The sequence below is a fragment of the Gemmata sp. SH-PL17 genome, assembly GCF_001610855.1.
GTDB classification, from domain to species: Bacteria; Planctomycetota; Planctomycetia; order Gemmatales; family Gemmataceae; genus Gemmata; species Gemmata massiliana.
The window spans coordinates 2,871,894-2,892,693 of record NZ_CP011271.1 but is presented as its reverse complement, the minus strand read 5'-3'; the positions used below and the strand labels follow the sequence as shown (position 1 = coordinate 2,892,693).

The 20,800-nt window shown below is 67.2% G+C and carries 8 protein-coding genes; 7 read left to right on the top strand and 1 reads right to left on the bottom strand.

All coding sequences use genetic code 11. The annotated features are described in order from the left end of the window. Nucleotides 1–12: 12 nt before the first annotated feature. From VT84_RS12005 to VT84_RS11990, 4 genes are all read left to right on the top strand, one after another. The gene (locus VT84_RS12005) at nucleotides 13–1,275 is read left to right on the top strand and encodes a radical SAM protein (protein WP_082839684.1); all 1,263 of its coding nucleotides are present in this window, start codon (nucleotides 13–15) and stop codon (nucleotides 1,273–1,275) included. Nucleotides 1,276–1,406: 131 nt separating this feature from the next. After that, nucleotides 1,407–2,927, top strand: coding sequence for a DUF483 domain-containing protein (locus tag VT84_RS12000; RefSeq protein WP_082839683.1), 1,521 nt, complete (start codon nucleotides 1,407–1,409; stop codon nucleotides 2,925–2,927). 42 nt (nucleotides 2,928–2,969) lie between these two features. Next, entirely contained in the window at nucleotides 2,970–3,815 is an 846-nt protein-coding gene (locus VT84_RS42210; RefSeq protein WP_082839682.1) for an aKG-HExxH-type peptide beta-hydroxylase, read from the top strand. A gap of 1,833 nt (nucleotides 3,816–5,648) precedes the next feature. After that, nucleotides 5,649–6,998, top strand: coding sequence for a glycosyltransferase (locus VT84_RS11990; protein WP_239465801.1), 1,350 nt, complete (start codon nucleotides 5,649–5,651; stop codon nucleotides 6,996–6,998). 10 nt (nucleotides 6,999–7,008) lie between these two features. Here VT84_RS11990 and VT84_RS11985 read toward each other — a convergent pair whose 3' ends face one another. Further along, nucleotides 7,009–8,229 carry a glycosyltransferase gene (locus tag VT84_RS11985; RefSeq protein ID WP_082839681.1) on the bottom strand — a complete coding sequence of 407 codons (1,221 nt, stop codon included), beginning with the start codon at nucleotides 8,227–8,229 and terminating at the stop codon, nucleotides 7,009–7,011. Nucleotides 8,230–9,374: 1,145 nt separating this feature from the next. Between VT84_RS11985 and VT84_RS39580 the strand changes: the two genes are divergently transcribed. The 3 genes from VT84_RS39580 to VT84_RS11965 are packed head-to-tail and all read left to right on the top strand — an operon-like array spanning nucleotide 9,375 to nucleotide 20,760. Further along, nucleotides 9,375–10,031, top strand: a complete 657-nt coding sequence (locus VT84_RS39580; protein ID WP_162271676.1) for an FG-GAP repeat domain-containing protein — start codon at nucleotides 9,375–9,377, stop codon at nucleotides 10,029–10,031. After that, entirely contained in the window at nucleotides 10,028–10,993 is a 966-nt protein-coding gene (locus tag VT84_RS38450; protein WP_157469453.1) for an SdrD B-like domain-containing protein, read from the top strand. The genes VT84_RS39580 and VT84_RS38450 overlap by 4 nt, the downstream gene beginning before the upstream one ends. A gap of 29 nt (nucleotides 10,994–11,022) precedes the next feature. Beyond that, nucleotides 11,023–20,760, top strand: coding sequence for a hypothetical protein (locus VT84_RS11965; protein ID WP_082839679.1), 9,738 nt, complete (start codon nucleotides 11,023–11,025; stop codon nucleotides 20,758–20,760). The last annotated feature ends 40 nt before the right edge of the window (nucleotides 20,761–20,800 follow it).

Genomic DNA, 20,800 nt, shown 5'->3' with positions numbered 1-20,800 from the left:
CGGAGCTCTGTAATGGGGATTGAAGTCCGGCCGCTGGGCGTGTTGTGCAACATCGCGTGCCAGTATTGTTACCAACAGCCTCAGCGCGACACCGGGAACGTTTCGACGCGATACGACTTGGAGGCTATCAAGCGAGCCGTCCTCCAGTATGGGACTTCATTTATCGTTTTCGGAGGGGAACCGCTCCTCGTTCCGTTAGCTGATCTTGAGGAACTCTGGAAGTGGGGCTATGACAAGTTCGGCCGCAACGGTGTCCAGACCAACGGAACGCTGATTAGCAGCGAGCATATCCGGTTGTTCAAGCAGTATCACGTCCAGGTCGGCATTTCTATCGACGGCCCTGGCCCGCTCAACGACGCCCGTTGGGCCGGCTCACTCCTGCGAACTCGTGAACTGACCTCAAGGGTGGAAGACGTCATCGAACTGCTTTGCCGCGAGCGCGTTTCGACGAGTATTATCATCACCCTGCATCGGTGTAACGCGACGCCAGACCACCTTCCTCAGCTCCACGACTGGTTGCGACACCTCGACAACATCGGCGTGTCGTCGTGCCGTCTGCACGTGCTCGAAGTTGATAACAGTTGCGTTGCGGACAAGTACGCTCTTTCGACGGAGGAGAACTTGACCGCACTCTTGAGTTTCGTCCCGCTCGAACGGACCCTGAAGCGCATGACGATCGACGTGTTTGGGGATCTACGGTCGATGCTACTCGCACAGGATGACGCGGCAACATGTGTCTGGAAGGCATGTGACCCGTACACCACCGATGCCGTCCAAGGGATCGAGGGTTTCGGCGTAAGGAGCAATTGCGGGAGAACGAACAAGGACGGAATTGACTATGTGAAAGCGGACGAGGCGGGCTTTGAACGGTACATCGCCCTATACCAAACCCCCCAGGCTAAGGGAGGCTGCCAAGGATGCAGGTTCTTCCTGATGTGCAAGGGACAATGTCCGGGTACGGCCTTAGATGGTGACTGGCGCAACAAAACCGAGCACTGCGATCTCTGGATGAGGCTCTACGAGCATATCGAGAACCGTCTCCTTGCGGAAGGGAAGCGCCCGATCTCACTCGACCCAAACCTGGGGTACTTGGAAATCAACATGATCGATGCCTGGAAAGCCGGAGTGAATCCCTCTCTCAGCGACATGCTGAAAACGATGCGGGCTGCCGACCCCTGTGGTAAGCCATCGAACCCAGCCTCCACCGGCCAGAACCGTCCGGTTCCACGACCGCAGATAGTCAAATCGTCGCCTGAGACAATAGAAGATTCATAGGCGCGTTCCACACACACATTAACACATCTCCTGCTTGGACTGAGTGCAATAGTTGAGCAGCAAATCAAATCTCTCAATCGAGGGACTGTCCTGATTCGCGTCTCGAACTTGTCGCTATGCGGAGCAACTATATGAGCACAACCCCGCTCGCCTTAGCAACTGAGCGGTACGACATGGATCTGCACGATTTTACAAGATGTTCGTGGACCTCCAGCGACTTACGAGCGACTTGGCAGCCAAGGATTCAACGCATTGCCCACATGCTGGGAGAATTGGAATGGTTGGCCCTCACTTCCGGTCTCCGCCGGTGCGCGCTGAAGCTGATTCCGGAATACTCCCTTGCCGAGGCATCGAGGAATCTTGAGCAAAACGGATTGCAACTACATGTGCTTGCCCGTACGTCGATCGCTGGGACTTACAGGGCATCGCTTCAACCCCCCTCTTCCGCGGGTCAGCATGCGGTCTGGACGGCAGCAGCCGACCCCGCCTCCCTTCACGACTTCGTCGCGGCCTACCACGCGCGCGACGAGGAACGCGTCGGCGAACTACTCGGGTACCCGAACTGTTGTAGCGTGTCATTTGCGGAGCGCTGGCAGCGGCAGGGCCTCATCGACACAACTTGGCCGATGGCCGTCGCGACGCGGCAGAAACGGGTTGTATCGCCTAGGCACGTTATCATCCCGTCCGCTACGGAGGCAGGGGTCCATCTCCGCTGGCTCGGGGTGAGGGCCGTCTTTCACCTGCCGTGCTCATTCGACTGTGCTCAGTCCGCCGCCTTGGCGGCAGAGCACCGCGCCCTTGCGGAACAACATGGATTCGCACTCGAGTGGCGCTGGCTAGCAGAACTTCAGCAGCAACCATGCGAATGGACCGCACTGCACGGCATTGCGGAACTCAAAACGCCGCTCTTCAAGATCGCGGCTCGCACAGACGCGACGCTGCGAAAATACACTGTGCAATACGAGGGCCGTGCGAGCAGCACCGGAGCTCCATGCGGTTTGTCTTTCCCGTTCCAAACCCCTATCTCTCTCAAGGTCATTGGCAGCGAAACTTACAAAGCTGGCTTGAGAAACCCGATCAGTTGTACCTCATACGACCCAGTCGAGCAGAGCGAGTGGTACCACAGAGATAATGGCTTCTCGACTCATTACGCGATGAGCAAATCACACGCGGCACTCGTCAGGTCTGCTGTCGAATACCTTGCCGCCAACGACGGTAATCGCGTCTCTCACGTCCTTGATCTTGGATGCGGAAACGGTGCCCTCCTCCGAACCCTGTTGCGAGCTTACCCCTCGCTCGCACCTGCCGGCATCGATATCAGCGAACAGAAGATCGACCACGCCCGTTCTCTTCATCCTGCCCATGTTTCCAACTTCATGACCGGTAATCTATTCGACATAACGCTCTTGACCCGACTACCACCCAGTCCCTTAGTTTTGTTAATGATCGGCCGCCTTACGGAAGCAGCTCCAGAGCAGGCCAAGACTCTCTTGGCAGCCATGCAGCAGCAACACGCGCATGTACTACTCTACGCCTACGACGATTACATTCGGGGTAAGGAACCCTTTGCGGCACTGGCGGCGAAGATTGGCGTGAGTCTGTCGAGGTTCCGCGAGGGCCTCTTCGTCACCACCGCGATGCTCCAAGTGTGAGCTTCGCGTCGGCCGCTGGGCGTGGATCAGGAGACAAACATCATGCAGCATTCTTCGCCTGACTGGGGCCGTATTGCACAACCTCAGGACGACGAGTATGACACGGAAGTTACGCTGGCCCTTGCAGCCCGACGCGGCTGGACGATTGACCGCCCGCTCGGTGCAGTGTCGATCCTCGAAGGGGCTGTGGCAGCCGTGCCTGACCTTCGACTATCGCTGCCATTCGACTGTACTCCTGCCGATCCCACTCACCCGAATGTCGCCCGCGCGGAAGAACTGCTACGGTGCTGGCCTGCTGCCTACCGGCAATGCCAGCGTCTACTCGATTCCATCTCGCTTCTCCATTCTCCGCAACTTGGCGACGACCAAGTTGTCGGCTCGATCTGTGGCTCAGGGAGTAAGGGTTTTGGGTCGATTGTAGTCACGGTCAACCATCACGCTGGACTCGCCGAGGGTATAGTCCACGAAATGGCGCACCATAAGCTCCGCGCGTTAGGAGTCGAGTTTGAGCGGACCAACGCACTGCTAGTGAACGATCCGACCGAGACCTATCCCAGTCCGATTCGATATGACACGATGCGTCCGATGTCCGCTGTGCTCCATGCACAGTATTCATACACGTACATTGTCCAACTCGACCTTGCGGTTATCTCTCGTGCCCTTGACCGCGCTCGCGACCGAGTCATTGCCGAGCATTCCGTTGCTGTCATTCTGCCCAAACTCGAGTTCGGGCGCGAGATTATCGAGCGCCACGCTCGATGCACGGCCGAGGGAGACGAGTTCGTCAGAGGTCTGATGCTATGGACGGAGCGCCTTACCACTCAATCGCGATCCCTACTCGACTCACTGGGAATACTGCCACGAGACTTCCGGCACCCACTCCTCTGACGGCTCCTGAAGCCGACGAGGCGTGGTCCACCAGCCCGCCCAAGAAGACACGCGGGGCCTAACGAACAGCGCTCATACGTTAGCATGTGGTCATCGCGAGAGCGAGGCCCGGTGGCCGGGTCAACCGCATGCAGCGCGTGTGGCATTAACCCGGGAACCAGATTGCGGACCGGCCACCGGCGCTCCTCGACCTCGGACGCTATCACGCGGGCCACTCACCCCGAGTGCGACCCCGCATCCGTGAGCCAGAGGGGAGCAGCGCCGTGGGCAACGATACCGCGCGTCACGGCCACAGAAGCGGCACTGGCGGAGCGCCGGGTCGTCGAAGGGCAAGAGTATCGGTCGCGGGGCGACCAAGGGATGGTGCGCGATGACCTCGTACCGCTCGGCGAAGTACCGGCGCGCGGCGGTTTCGTCTTGCAGCATGTCCCAGGTTCGCCTGGAGTACAGCTGTGTCGGTGAACACTCCACGATGACCCCTCGTGCGGACGAATTTTCTCGTACCCGGCATCTACTCGCCAAAGCCGCGGATCATCCCAGCAGCACGCTCACAGGGGCTCAGGGCGCGAAAGCTTATCCTGCGTCGGTCACCTCGACCTTGGGCTTCAAAACGAGCGAACGGAACCCGGCCAAGCCGGTGCGCTCACCGCGGGCAAAACAGGTCAGCGTGGAAACTCGCCCGAATGCGTCTGTGGCGGAATGCAACAGCGAAGTTTCCGCGCGAGAATACGAACTGATCTGCTCGACGAGACTCCTCGGCACGATTTGTCGCGACGAGCCCACGGTTCTCAGGAACTGTGGGCGAAGTTTCACTGGGATCGAGAAGTGTGGCTCCGCTCACTCGGCGTCGGGTGAAACCCGATCCCAACACAAAACTCGCAATCGGCGCTCCCAAACAGCGGCTCACGAGTTCGTATCTCGCTCGAGTGGCGAGACGAACCCGGTGTTAACTGCTGTGTTACTCTCTCGGCGAGAATCTGAGACTTTTCCGGAGAGAAATTCGGGGCCCGAGGTGAAACGCTAGGGTTCGGCTCGCACCCCAAGATGTCTCGCTCGAACCCGAGACTTTTTCCGCGATTGGAATGTGGACCAAAGTGCTTGAAAACGTGGAGAAAACGACGGCAGCCGGGAGGACTTACTCCCGGCTGTGCGCGTTAACCCCTGTGTGGGATTATTCCGCACCTGCTGACTCAGCTCCCCGAGCACAACACTCCTCGAACTCCCAACACTCTCCACGCGCGAGACTTTTTGGCCCTGCACATCGACGAAGCACTGGAAATCGAAGTGTTTCGCGAGAACGGATCGCAGACGTGCGCTGTTAAAGCGCTCACGAGTTCGGATTGCGCTCGGTGTCCAAGTTGGACGCTCCTCGAACATCTCGCGCTCTCACCGCTGTTAACCGGCGAGCTCCGCGGTCGTGTCAGAAAAACTGACTCCACTTCCAGTTAACAGTGGGAGAGCACGAGTGTCGTGCATCCAAATGTAGAGGGCTTGGCCGGTACGCGGGACGATCGATGCGGTTTTGAAACCCATTTGCCGAAAAGGAAATATCCTCATTTTTACCGCACGTGCTGCGATACTGAATCTGGCGCGCACGTGGCAAAACCCTTCACGATGTCGATCGCGCGGTAAATTGTAGGCAGTCGTTGTTTTTCTCGTTAAAGGTAATATTGACAGGGGCTGGAATTTCCACAGTATTCGAGCGGACTCGATCAACGTCCCATTGCGAATGAGCGCGTCAGCAGGCGACACTGGGGTAGCCGCGATTGAACGTGCCGACGCAGTCACCGGACCCTATTTTCCCTACTCGCAGTGGCCCAAAGGTGGTCTGACGTGCCCGCCATCTCCGTGATCATGCCCGTGTTCAACGGGGCTCCGTTTCTGGACCGGGCACTCGCCTCGCTCCGCGCGCAGACACTGACCGATTGGGAACTCGTGGCCGTGGACGACGCTTCGCGGGACGAGTCCGCCCGCGCGCTCGACGCGTTTGCGGCCGCGGACCCGCGCGCCCGCGTGCTCCGGCACGCGACCAACCGGGGCCAGGCCGCGGCTCGAAACACCGCGCTCCGGGCCGCGCGCGGGGAACTGATCGCGTACCTGGACCAGGACGACGAGTTCTACCCGGACCACCTGGCCCGGGCCTGGTCGCTCCGGGGCCGCGGGGACGTGCTCGTGTTCCGGTACGACCTGGTCGAGGAGCGCCCGGACCACCCGGGGTGCGGAACGGTGGCCACGTACGACCCCGGGGCCCGGGCCCGGGCCATGTTCGAGGAGACCATCGCGGTACCACTGGGCGTGGTCCACTACCGGGCCCTGCTCGCGCGCACCGGGCTCTTCGACGAGGCCCTGGGCCGGTACCGGCACCAGGACGAGGACGGGGACCTGTGGCGCCGGTTCGTTCGGGCCGGGGCCGCGTTCGCCTACGTGCCGGAGCGCAGCGGGCGCTACCACGTTCGGGGCGACAGCTTCGCGCGCACGCGCCCGCCCGCCCCGCCCCCGGTCCGGCAGCTCACGACCGTCGAAATCCACACGGCGAAGGGGCGGTTCTCGTTGTGGCTCCCGGTCCCGGGGGCCGAACTCGTCCACCGGGTGTTCGCGCGCCACGAGTACGGGGGGCTCGCTCCCGCGTGGCTCCGGGGGGCGCCGGTCGTGTGGGACGTCGGGGCCGGGGCCGGGGTGTTCGCGCTTTACGCCGAACTGGTCTACGGCCCTGGAGCGGTCGTCCACTGTTTCGAGCCGGACCCGGCGGCGCGCGACCTGCTCCGCGCCAACGCGGCGCCATTCGCGGGAATAATTGCCCACCCGTTCGGACTCGGCGGAGCGAGCGGCGCCGATCACGCGCCAACGGCGCGCCCGTTGGAACCGCACGAGCGCCCCACCGCCGGGCGTGAGCCCGAACCGATCCGGAACGCGGGACACGTGTGGGACGCGCTCGCACCGGGTGAGATCGACGTTCTAAAGCTCTCGGTCGGGGACCGCGGGGGCGACGTGCTCGGCGCGCTGGGGCCCCGCGTGGACCGGGTGCGCGTGGTACTCGCCGAGCACCCGAACGGGACGTGCCCGGACCGGATCGGTGCGTTCCTGCCCGGGCACGTCCCGTTCGGGCTCCCGGAACCCGGCCACGCGCCCCGTATCCTGAAATACGTTCGGGCCGATGTCGCGCGCAGCGCCGGCTCTCGATGATATCCCGTCGTCACCGCGCGCCGGCCACAATCCCGCAAAAAAATGCCTCAACGTCCCGCCGGAGTCGATCCGGACCCCACGCCCGAGCGCGCTCCCGTGCGCGGTCGCGGTGCTCGGCATAAAACGCCTCATCGTCCCATAAGCGTCCGATCGTTTGGACCCATTCGGCGACTTCATCCGGGGCCGGTACCTCCAGGAATCGCGCCGGGTCGGTGTACCGCTCCGGGACGTCGAACAGAACACCGGCCGATCCGAGGGCCTCGGGCAGCCCCCCGCGCCGGGTCGCCAGCACCGGGAGCCCGTTGGTCAGGGCCTCGCACGCGACCCGCGGGTACATGTCCTCGCACAGTGACGGGATCAGTACCGCGCGGCTCTGCGCGTAGAACTCCTTGGGGCGCGGGGTCGAGTTCATCCCGTGAACGTTCCTCAGCGCGGACAGGTCCAGGGGCACCCGTTGGAACCCGCTCAGGGCCCCGCGCCCCTCGACCACCAGGAACGGGATCTCGGGGCGCCGGGCGTATAGCTCCGCGGCCATCCGGGCCACCCACGCCATCCCCTTGTCCGGGACCGGGTTCACGAACGTGACGAACCGCGGGTCCGCCCGGTCCGCTATAACTCGCCCCTGGTCCCAGGGCCACGGAACCACCTCCGGGGTCACCCCGAGCCGGGTCCGGTACGCGTCCCGGCCGAACCGGGACGGGCACCAAAGCGCGTCCGCGGCCCGGAGCAGTTCCGGGTCCTGGTACGCCGTATTGTGCAAGCAGAACAGCACCTTGGTGCCGCGCCGCTGGAGCCGGCGGATCAGGAGCGGGGCCAGCGGCCCGCCCCCGTACGTGAGCCCCAGAGCGGGCCGGAACTGGTCACACGCCCGGCTCACCACGTCCAGGAACGAGATCCCCTCGTCCCGGGCGACCGGGCGCCCCGGGTCGAACCCCTCGGGCCGGTACTGGGTGACGGGTACCCCGTTGAGTGTGTAGTGGAACAGGGAGTAGCGCGCCCCCCCGGGCGGGGCGCAGTGCTCGTGCAGGTACGGAACCCGGTGCTCGTGGAGCACCCCCTCGGGGCCGCGCCCGTCCCGGTAATCCAGTACCGGACCGCACACCACGCGGCACGCCCACCCGTGGGCGGTCAGGTTCTCGAACAGGTCCCGGGTGGCCAGCGCGGCCCCGCTCGCGTGGTCCAAGTACGCGTGGTACGAGGCGAACAACAGCCCCGGCTTCGGTTCGGACACGGGCACCTTCTTCGTCGGCGAGTGAGAAATTACGACCCGGCAACCGGGAGTCCGAGCGGAATCGAAGAACCAAGGGGCCGAGCCATAAGGCGCGCCCGTCGCTTACCGTACACCGCCCGAACGAACCGGCAACCGGCTTTGCGAGAGGGAAACACGTATCGAGTTGGCCCGGGCTCAAACCGGTGGACAACTCGGAACGTGCCCGAATACGCGCGCGGCACAGTCTACTCAATCCACTCACTCCACACACGACGTTCATTTCTCGCACACTCACCCACTCTCCCATAACTGTGTCAGGCGCCAGAACGTCGCGGCACGTGACAACGAAATGAGTACCGTCTCAGCAGTGGGGTTCATCAAAAATTGACTACCGCAATTCGGCTCCCGAACGCAGCGGTGGGGCGTCGCAATCGTGCTATGCGTTCCGGCCCCGGCGTCCCACCGTGTTGTGCACCGCGAATGGCACCGGATCCCATTTGCACCGTATCAAGGACTGACGAGTTAACCAGTTACGCTCGTGATACGTTCGCACCACGCCCCAAAAGCGTGGATTTCACTCGGGCCCGAATCGCACCGCCCGGGGCCCGAGCGATACGCCGCAACCGGAACTGCGCGCTCTATCGTCCCGCTTGAATGCCGGTCGGAACTAATCACGCTGAATAAAAAAATTCTACTCACGACTTGACAGCCACGTCTTGAGTCGCGATTATTTCCCCGTTTCAGGAATCTTTCGAGCCGCCCACCGAACCCGCGGGCGGCTTCGTGTTCGCGCCCGCGCGAAATGTGCGGGGCGCCCCCTGTCATCTGCTGAGGACGGCACTCGTGCGACTTTTCGCCCTCGTTCGACGCATCCCGGCTTCCCTCCGGCTCGTTGTTCGGACCGTCCCCGCGACCTTCACCCGCATCGAGCGCCTGTTCGCGTTCCGGGACCGGTACCGGGATCCCGGGGACTACACGGCCGGGTTCGACCGGGTGCGCCTGGAACTGTTCGCGCTCGAGTCGCGTCAGCTCCTGGACGCGCGCCCGGTGCTCCTGGTCGGCTCGGGGCCCGGGTCCGCGCCCCTGGTACGGGGGTACGACACCGGGACCGGGGCCTGGTCTTCGAGGCCGCGCCGTACGACGCCGGGGCCACGGGCGGGGTCCGGGTGGCCGCGGGGGACTTCACCGGGGACGGGGTGCCCGACGCCCTGGTCGCGCCCGGGCCCGGGTCCGGCCCCCTGGTGCGCGTTCTGGACGGGCGCACCGGGGCCACGGTCCCGGGAACCCTGGGCGGGTTCTGGGCGTTCGAGCCCACGTTCCTCGGGGGCGTCGAGGTCGCGGCCGGGGACGTGGACGGGGACGGAACCCCGGACGTGATCGCCGCGGCCACGCGCGGGTCCGGGCCCGAGGTGCGCGTGTTCAGTGGGGCGAACGGGCAGCTGGTGGCCCACTTCCTGGTCGCCGACCCGGACTTCGCGGGCGGGATCACGGTCGCGGCCGGGGACCTGAACGGGGACGGGCGCGCCGAGGTCGCGGTCGGGGCCGGTGGGGCGCCCCGGGTGCGAGTGTACGACCCGCTCACCGGGGCCGCAATCGGGGGGGCGCTGGGCTCGGTCCAGGCGTTCGACGCGGGCGGGGCGTTCCTGGGTTCCGACGCGCTGGCCGGGGACGTCGACGGGGACGGGGTGCCGGACCTGGCAGTGGGATCCGGTACCGGATCCCGGGTGCGCGTGTTCAGCGGGGCGACCGGCGCGACGCTCCTGGACCTGGCCCCGTTCGGCCCCGGGGCCCCGGGCGGGGGCGCGCGGCCCTCGCGGACGTGACCGGGGACGGGTACGCGGACGTGATCGCGGGGGCCGGCCCCGGCGCGTCCGCCGCGGTGCGCGTGTTCGACGGGCGCACCGCGGCCCAGGTCCCGGGCGAGTACTTGCCGTTCGGGGCCGGGGCCCCGGGCGGGACCCCCGTGGCGGCCCCGAGTGCCCCCGTGGTGCCCGGGGCGGCAATCGGGAACCTGGTGTGGAACGACGCGAACGCGAACGGGGTCCGGGACCCGGGCGAGACCGGGTACGCCGGGGCCACGGTGCGCCTGTACGACGGGGCCGGGGTCCTGCGCGCGAGCACGACCACCGACGTGCTCGGGTACTACGCGTTCGCGGGCCTCGGGGCGGGCACGTACCGGGTCGAGTTCGTGCGCCCCTCGGGGTACGCGCTGAGCCCACGGGACCAGGGCCCGAGTGACGCGCGCGACAGCGACGCGGACCGGACCACCGGGCTCTCCGCGCCCGTCACACTGGTCGCGGGCCAGGTGAGCACCGGCACCGACGCGGGGCTCTACCCGACCGGGGTGCGGGCCGGCGCGTCCGCGCAACTCGGCGGGGACGACGCCGGCGCACTCGCGTCCGGGGGCTCGGGCGGGTCCGGGGGCACGGGCTCGATCGGGGACCGGGTCTGGTACGATACCGACATGGACGGGGTCCAGGACGCGGGCGAGACCGGAGCGAGCGGGGTCGCCGTGACCCTGACTTGGGCCGGGGGCACGACGTCCCTGAGCGCGGTCACCGACACGAACGGGAACTACACGTTCACGGGCCTCAGCGCGAACACCTATTACGTCACGTTCGCGGCCCCCTCCGGGTACACGTTCAGCACCCCGACCGGCGGGTCCGTGCCCGTCATCCTGAGCGCGGGCCAGGCGTACACCGCCGCCGACGCCGGGATCTACTCGGGCGGGTCCGGGGGCTCGGGCGGGTCCGGGGGCTCGGGCGGGTCCGGGGCACCGGGCTGATCGGGGACCGGGTCTGGTACGACACCGACATGGACGGGGTGCAGGACGCGGGCGAGGCCGGGGCCCCGGCGATCACCGTCACGCTGACCGGGGGCGGGCTCGCGGCCCCGGCGACCGCGGTCACCAACGCGGCCGGGAACTACACGTTCACGGGCCTCGGCGCGGGCACCTACACGGTCACGTTCGCGGCCCCGCTCGGGTACGGGTGGAGCACCCCGACCCCCGGGTACATGTCGGTCCCCCTGCTCGCGGGCCAGACGTACACGGCCGCGGACGCCGGGCTCGTGCTCCCCCCGGTGCTCGACGGCCAGGTCCTGGTGACCGCGCGGAACCGGAACTACAACGGGGTCGTGGCCACGGTCCAGGGGACCCAGTGGACCGCGGGCGCGCTCCTCGCGACGATCCAGTGGGGCGACGGGACCTCGTCGGCGGGCACCCTGGTGAGCACCGCGGGCACGCTCCAGGTGGTCGGCCAGCACACGTACGCGCACGAGGGTGCGTACGCCCTGGCCGTGCGCGTCTCGGCCGCGTCCGTCGCGGGGGTCGCGAACTACGCGGCCGGACTCGGGTACGTCCTCTCGCCCGACGACCGGCGCGAGTTCCAGGAGGTCACGGTCGACGCGGTTGGCGGGGGCGGGCGGATCCCCGAGGTCGTCACCCTGACCCCGGGGGGCGGGTTCGTGGCCACCGTGACCACGTCGGTCAGCTACTCCCTCTCCGAGCACGTCTACGAGCCCAGCGACAGCTTCGTCCTGGACCGCACCGGGACCCTCGGGTTCACCCTGTCCGAGGTCGGGACCAACTTCGCCCAGCCGGACTCGACCCTGCGGCTCACCGCGTCCGAGGGGTACACCCGGACCGAGACGATCGCCGCGCCCGACGTGCACGGGACCGCGACCGAGTCCGGGACCGACGGGTCCACGCTGACCCAGACGGGGACCGGGGCCAACTACTCGTGGACCCGGTCCGGGTCCACGAGTTCGAGCCGGACCGAGTCCGCGACGACCGACAGGGGCACGTACGCGGCCGCGGAAACGGGCGGGCGCGCCACGACCGGCTCGGGCCAGACCAACGCCTCGGGCGGGGCGTACGCGGCCTCGTGGTCCGGGACCGAGTGGTCCACCCGCACCGAGACCGGGGACGACGGCGCCGAGGACTACTCCAACACCGTGACCCAGTCCGGGACCGTGAGCGGGACCGAAACCGGGGGCGTGGGGTCCGGGGCCTTCACGTTCTCCGAGACCGGGACCGGGACGTACTCCCTGTCGACCGGGGCGACGTTCACCGGCGGGACCAGCACCCAGACCGAGACCGGGTCGTACTCGACCTCGAAAGCGGCCTCGGGGAACGACCTGTCGGGCACCGTCAGCCTGACCGGGTCGGTCGGCGCGACCGGCACCGGCTCCGGATCCTCGACCCTGAACGGGGTCGTGACGACCGTCGCGCTGACCGCGGCCCGGTCCAACACCGAGGGGAACGCGGGGAACGAAATCTCGGGCAACTACACGCGGACCATCGGTACGGCCGAGAGCCCGACACTCGTTAACACAACGAGTTACCAGGGCGAGCTCACGATCATGACGGTGATCCCCAAGCACTCGGGCGGTTTGACCACCGTTTCGGACGCGGACGGCACCGGGTACACGCTGTCCGGGGTGCTCACGGACGACCTCACGCGGATCGCCCGGCGCACCAACCAGGGGGAGACCGTCACCGCGACGGACACGGCGTCCGAAACGACCACGGTGACCCAGTCCGGGAACCGCTCGACCGGCGCGTACACCCTGTCGAGTAACGGGGCGCTCCGGGGCAGCACGTGGGAGAGCGCGAGCAACCAGGGGTCGGTGTCGGAGATCACGGCCACCCGCACCGGGACCGCGTCCACGAGCGGCACCGGGAACGATGCGACGGGCGATTACACGCTGACCTCGACCACGACTACCACGGTTACGGCCTTTGAAACGGACACGAACCAGGGGGTCCGCACCGTCAGCGCGACCGCGCTCGGGCGCGAAACCAATACGGCGACGAACACCGGGAACGCGGTCACCGGCGCGTACACGCTCTCGGGGGCCGGGACCCACGCGGAAACCGTCTGGAGAACCGACACCAACCAGGGCTCGGTCGCGAACGTCACCTCCACCACGAGCAGCACGTCCTCGACCGGCGGCACGGGCAACGAGGAGACGGGCTCGTACTCCCTCACGTCCACGAGCACCCTCACGTCCACGAGTTACGAGGCGCACACGAACCAGGGCGTGTTCTCGGCCACCGTGACCGGCACCCGTGCCGGCACTTCAACGACCGTGGACACGGGCAACGAGATCACCGGGGCGTACACCCTCAACGGGACCGGCACGAGCACCGCAACGAGCTACGAGTCGAGCACCAATCAGGGCCTGTTAGTCAGCGTCACGTCGTTCTCGAGCGGGACCTCGTCGAGCGGCGCCACGGGCAACGAGGTGACCGGCACGTACTCACTCACCGAAACGGCGACGAGCACCGCCGCGAGCTACGAGACCGACACCAATCAGGGAGTATTCACGGTCGGCCTGACCACCACGTCCACGGGGACCAGCACGACAACGGACCAGGGTAACGAGATCAACGGCACGTACACCCTGGCCGCCACCAGTGCGTCGAGTGGCACCACCTACGAGACGCACACGAACCAGGGCGCGGTGGCACAGATCACGTCGTTCTCGAGCGGAACCTCGTCGACCGGCACTACGGGTAACGAGGTGACCGGCACGTACTCACTCACCGAAACGGCGACGAGCACCGCCGCGAGCTACGAGACCGACACCAATCAAGGCGTGCTCACGGTCAACGCGACCGCGGTCCAGATCGGGGGCAGCACCACGACGCGGACCGGCAACGAGGTGACCGGGGCGTACACCCTCATCGGGACCAGTACGAGCGCGGGTTCGAGTACGTCGACGGCGACGAACCAGGGTTCCGTGTCCAGCGCCACGACTACGTCCACCGGCACCGGGAGCACGAGCGGGACCGGGAACGACGTCACCGGCACCTACACCACCACCGCCACGAGTACGTCCACCGCCACCACGGGCGCCACGGACACGAACCAGACGTGGACCGCGAGCGTCGTCGGCACGTCCACCGGGACCAGCACCACGACCACCACGGGCAACGGGGTGACCGGGGCGTACGCCCTGACCGGGACCAGCGCGTCCACCGGGACCAGCACGTCGACGGCCGCGAACCAGGGCTCGGTGTCGAGCGCCACCACGACCTCGAGCGGGACCGGGAGCACCGCCGACACGGGCAATGAGGTGACCGGCACGTACTCACTCACCGAGACCGGCACCTCGACCTCGACCACCCGCGCCACCGACACCAATCAAGGCGTGCTCACGGTCAACGCGACCGCGGTCCAGATCGGGGGCAGCGCCACGGCCGTCACCGGGAACGAGGTCACCGGGGCCTATACCCTGACCGGGACCAGCGCGTCCACCGGGACCAGCACGTCGACGGCCGCGAACCAGGGCTCGGTGTCGAGCGCCACCACGACCTCGAGCGGGACCGGGAGCACCGCCGACACGGGCAATGAGGTGACCGGCACGTACTCACTCACCGAGACCGGCACCTCGACCTCGACCACCCGCGCCACCGACACCAATCAGGGCGCGCTCACGGTCAACGCGACCGCGGTCCAGATCGGGGGCAGCGCCACGACGCGGACCGGCAACGAGGTGACCGGGGCGTACACCCTCATCGGGACCAGTACGAGCGCGGGTTCGAGTACGTCGACGGCGACGAACCAGGGTTCCGTGTCGAGCGCCACGACTACGTCCACCGGCACCGGGAGCACGAGCGGGACCGGGAACGACGTCACCGGCACCTACACCCTCACCGAGCGGGGCACCTCGACCGCGACCACCCGCGCCACCGACACGAACCAGGGCGCGACCTCGATCGCCACGTCCACCCCGGTCGGGACCGCGACCACGACGCGCACGGGCAACGAGGTGACCGGGGCGTACGCACTGACCGGGACCAGTACGTCCACCGGGACCAGTACGTCCACGGCGACGAACCAGGGTTCCGTGTCGAGCGCCACGACTACGTCCACCGGCACCGGGAGCACGAGCGGGACCGGGAACGACGTCACCGGCACCTACACCCTCACCGAGCGGGGCACCTCGACCGCGACCACCCGCGCCACCGACACGAACCAGGGGGTGCTCACGGTCAACGCGACCAGCACGTCCACCGGGACCAGCACCAAAACCACTACGGGCAACGAGGTGACCGGGGCGTACACCCTCATCGGGACCAGTACGAGCACGGGTTCGAGTACGTCGACGGCGACGAACCAGGGCTCGGTGTCGAGCGCCACGACTACGTCCACCGGCACCGGGAGCACGAGCGGGACCGGGAACGACGTCACCGGCACCTACACCCTCACCGAGCGGGGTACCGCCACGTTCACCACACGTGCCACGGACACGAACCAGGGCGCGACGGCCAACGCGACCTCGACGAGCACCGGCACCAGCACCAAAACCACCACGGGCAACGAGGTGACCGGGGCGTATGCCCTGACCGGAACCCGTACCAACTCGGGCACGAACACGTCGACGGCGACGAACCAGGGTTCCGTGTCCAGCGCCACCACGACCTCGAGCGGGACCGGGAGCACCAGCAACACCGGCAACGAGGTAACTGGCACCTACACCCTCAATGAGCGGAGCACGTCGACCGCGACCACCCGCGCCACCGACACCAATCAGGGCGTGCTCACGATCGGCGCAACGACTCGGGTCACCGGGACCGTGGTCACCGGCGACCGGGGCAACAACGTGACCGGGGCGTACACGCTCACCGGGACCACGAGCAACACGGGCACGAACACGTCGACGGCGACGAACCAGGGTTCCGTGTCCAGCGCCACCACGACCTCGAGCGGGACCGGGAGTACCAGCAACACCGGGAATAGCGTCACCGGTTCTTATACCCTGACCGAGCGGAGTACCTCGACCGCGACCACCCGTGCCACGGACACGAACCAGGGGGTCCTCACGGTCAACACGACCACGACCGCGAGCGGGACCGCGACGACCACCGACCGGGGCAACGAGGTCACCGGGGCATACACGCTCACCGGAACCGCGAGCAGCACCGGCACGAGCACGTCGACGGCGACGAACCAGGGTTCCGTGTCCAGCGCCACGACTACATCCACCGGCACCGGGAGCACGAGCGGGACCGGCAACGATGTCACCGGCACCTACACCCTCACCGAGCGGGGTACCTCGACCGCGACCACCCGCGCCACCGACACGAACCAGGGGGTCTTCGCGGCCAATGCGACCAGCACGTCCACCGGGACCAGCACCAAGACCACCACGGGCAATGAGGTCACCGGAACGTACTCACTGACCGGGACCAGTACGAACTCGGGCGCGAGTACCCTCACAACCACGAACCAGGGGTCGGTTTCGAGTGCCGCCACCACGTCCACCGGCACCGGGAGCACCACCGGTACCGGCAACGACGTCACCGGTGCGTACACCGTCGCCCAGACCAGTACCTCGACGTCGACCACGGGCGCGACCGACACGAACCAGGGTGTGCTCACGGTCAACACGACCGCGATCGAAACCGGGGTCAGCATCGACACGCGCACGGGCAACGAGGTGACCGGCGCCTACGCGCTGGACGGGACCAGCACGAGCACGGGTTCGAGCACGTCGACGGCGACGAACCAGGGTTCCGTGTCCAGCGCCACCACGACCTCGAGCGGGACCGGGAGCACCAGCGGCACCGGCAACGAGGTCACCGGCGCGTACGCACTCGCCCAGGCCAGCGCGTCCGCCGCGACCACGCGCACCACGGACACGAACCAGGGCGTGCTCACGGTCAACGCGACCACGATCGCAACCGGGAACGGGGGCACCACGCGCACGGGCAATAAGGTCACCGGCGCGTACTCGCTCACCGGGTCCGGCGCGGAAACCAGCGTCACGAGCGAAACGGACACGAACCAGACGTGGGCCGCGAGTATTGCGGCGAACTCGACGGTTACCTCGGCGACGACGCGGACCGGCAACGAGGTGACCGGGGCGTACGCCCTGACCGGAACCCGCACCAGCTCCGGCACGAGCACATCGACGGCGACGAACCAGGGCTCGGTGTCCAGTGCGACCACGACCTCGAGCGGGACCGGGAGCACCGCGGGCACCGGGAACGACGTCGCCGGCGCGTACGTACTCACCCAGGCTGGCACCTCGACCGCCACCACGGGCGCCACGGACACGAACCAGACGTGGACCGCGAGCGTCGTCGGCACGTCCACCGGGACCAGCACCACGACCACCACGGGCAACGAGGTGACCGGTTCCTACGCGCTCACCGGGACCAGTACGAGCACGGGTTCGAGTACGTCGACGGCGACGAACCAGGGTTCCGTGTCCAGCGCCACGACTACGTCCACCGGCACCGGGAGCACGAGCGGGACCGGGAACGACGTCACCGGCACCTACACCACCACCGCCACGAGTACGTCCACCGCCACCACGGGCGCCACGGACACGAACCAGACGTGGACCGCGAGCGTCGTCGGCACGTCCACCGGGACCAGCACCACGACCACCACGGGCAACGAGGTGACCGGTTCCTACGCGCTCACCGGGACCAGTACGAGCACGGGTTCGAGTACGTCGACGGCGACGAACCAGGGTTCCGTGTCCAGCGCCACGACTACGTCCACCGGCACCGGGAGCACGAGCGGGACCGGGAACGACGTCACCGGCACCTACACCACCACCGCCACGAGTACGTCCACCGCCACCACGGGCGCCACGGACACGAACCAGACGTGGACCGCGAGCGTCGTCGGCACGTCCACCGGGACCAGCACCACGACCACCACGGGCAACGGGGTGACCGGGGCGTACGCCCTGACCGGGACCAGCGCGTCCACCGGGACCAGCACGTCGACGGCCGCGAACCAGGGCTCGGTGTCGAGCGCCACCACGACCTCGAGCGGGACCGGGAGCACCGCCGACACGGGCAATGAGGTGACCGGCACGTACTCACTCACCGAGACCGGCACCTCGACCTCGACCACCCGCGCCACCGACACCAATCAGGGCGCGCTCACGGTCAACGCGACCGCGGTCCAGATCGGGGGCAGCGCCACGACGCGGACCGGCAACGAGGTGACCGGTTCCTACGCGCTCACCGGGACCAGTACGAGCACGGGTTCGAGTACGTCGACGGCGACGAACCAGGGTTCCGTGTCCAGCGCCACGACTACGTCCACCGGCACCGGGAGCACCAGTAAAACGGGCAACGATGTGACCGGGGTGTACAGTCTGAGCGCCACGTCTACGTCCACCGAAACCACGTACGTAGCCGACACGAACCAAGGGTGGTCTGTAACTAACGCCACGACCACGTCCACCGGAACCTCATCCACCGGGGGCACGGGCAACGAGGTGACCGGCGCGTTCGCCCTGACCATCACTAGCACCGGCACCGGTTCGACGCGCGAAACCGACACGAACCAGGGGGTGCTTAACACGAGCATCACCAGCACGTCCACGGGCACCAGCACCACGACCAAGAGCGGCAACGAGGTCAACGGGGCGTATACGCTTACCGGAACCTCGACCGGTTCGGGCTCGAGCACGTCGACGGCGACGAACCAGGGCTCGGTGTCGAGCGCCACCACGACCTCGAGCGGGACCGGGAGCACGAGCGGGACCGGGAACGACGTCACCGGCACCTACTCGCTCACCGAGACCGGAACGAGCACCGGCACCACCCGTGCCACGGACACGAACCAGGGTGCGACGGCCAACGCGACCAGCACATCCACGGGCACCAGCACCACGACCAAGAGCGGCAACGAGGTCAACGGGGCGTATACGCTTACCGGAACCTCGACCGATTCGGGCTCGAGTACGTCGACGGCGACGAACCAGGGCTCGGTGTCGAGCGCCACCACGACCTCGAGCGGGACCGGGAGCACGAGCGGGACCGGGAACGACGTCACCGGCACCTACTCGCTCACCGAGACCGGAACGAGCACCGGCACCACCCGTGCCACGGACACGAACCAGGGTGCGACGGCCAACGCGACCAGCACATCCACGGGCACCAGCACCACGACCAAGAGCGGCAACGAGGTCAACGGGGCGTATACGCTTACCGGAACCTCGACCGGTTCGGGCTCGAGCACGTCGACGGCGACGAACCAGGGCTCGGTGTCGAGCGCCACCACGACCTCGAGCGGGACCGGGAGCACGAGCGGGACCGGGAACGACGTCACCGGCACCTACTCGCTCACCGAGACCGGAACGAGCACCGGCACCACCCGTGCCACGGACACGAACCAGGGTGCGACGGCCAACGCGACCAGCACATCCACGGGCACCAGCACCACGACCAAGAGCGGCAACGAGGTCAACGGGGCGTATACGCTTACCGGAACCTCGACCGGTTCGGGCTCGAGCACGTCGACGGCGACGAACCAGGGCTCGGTGTCGAGCGCCACCACGACCTCGAGCGGGACCGGGAGCACGAGCGGGACCGGGAACGACGTCACCGGCACCTACTCGCTCACCGAGACCGGAACGAGCACCGGCACCACCCGTGCCACGGACACGAACCAGGGCGCGACCTCGATCGTCACGTCCACCCCGGTCGGAACCGCGACCACGACGCGCGCGGGCAACGAGGTGACCGGGGCGTACACGCTCAGCGCGCGGAACACCACAACCTCGACCACGAGCCAGAGTGACACCAACCAGGGCCTGGCCTCGGGTTCAACACCTATCGCGACCACGACCTTGACCTCGAACGAAACCGGGAACGCTGTCACCGGGAACTTCACCCGGACCCAGACCGGGGTCAGTGATACCGGGAGCGCGGCAACCGGGACCGACTCGCGCGGCGCGTTCACCCTGAGCTCGAGCGAGCACACGACCTCGACGGCAACCGCTGTCGGGAACCGGGTGACCGGGAGTACCACGGGCACCACGACCCGGACCGGGACCAACACCGGAACCAAGTCCGGGTCCGGCGGGGGCACCTCGTACACCCACACGGAGGCCGGGACCGCGGGGTCGACCGAGACGCGCGTGTCGAACGAGGTGACCGGGGTCGGGACCGCCACGCTGAGCGCGAGCACCTCGTCCACGGCCACCGAGTTCGCGCTTAGCTCGACGACCAACTACACGCTCCGCGAGGTCCAGGGCGAGGCATCCACGGCGGTCAACGTGTCCAACGCGGTGACCGGGGCGTACACGCTCACGAACAACCAGTCCTCGAACTCGTCCATGTCAGCGTACGGGGCCGAGGGCGCCAACGGGACGTACAACCTGACCAAGACGACCCTTGGGTTCGAGTCCACGACGCGCACCGGGAACGATGTGACCGGGGTGTACACCCTGGGGGGCACGCACGGAACCACGTCGACCGCGACCGAGGTCACCCACAACCTGAACCTGGGCGCGATCTTCACGGAGATCCTGGCCGAGTCCCTGACCACCGGGGGCGCTGGGAACGATGTCACCGGGGCGTATACCATCACCGACACCGGGACCGGGACTGCGAACCTGCGGGACACCGGCTCGCTGCCGGCCCAAACGTTCACCGTGACCGAGTCGAGTGCCTCGTCGCTGAGCCGGACGACGGTGGGGAACGCAGTCAGCGGGGGTACACGCGGGTCGAGGTGTCGAGCACCGGGTATGGGTTCACGCACGCGGTCACGGGCGGGAACGCGTTCACGCTGAGCGGGTCCGGGTCCGACGTGGCCACGGGCACTAAGGTCGG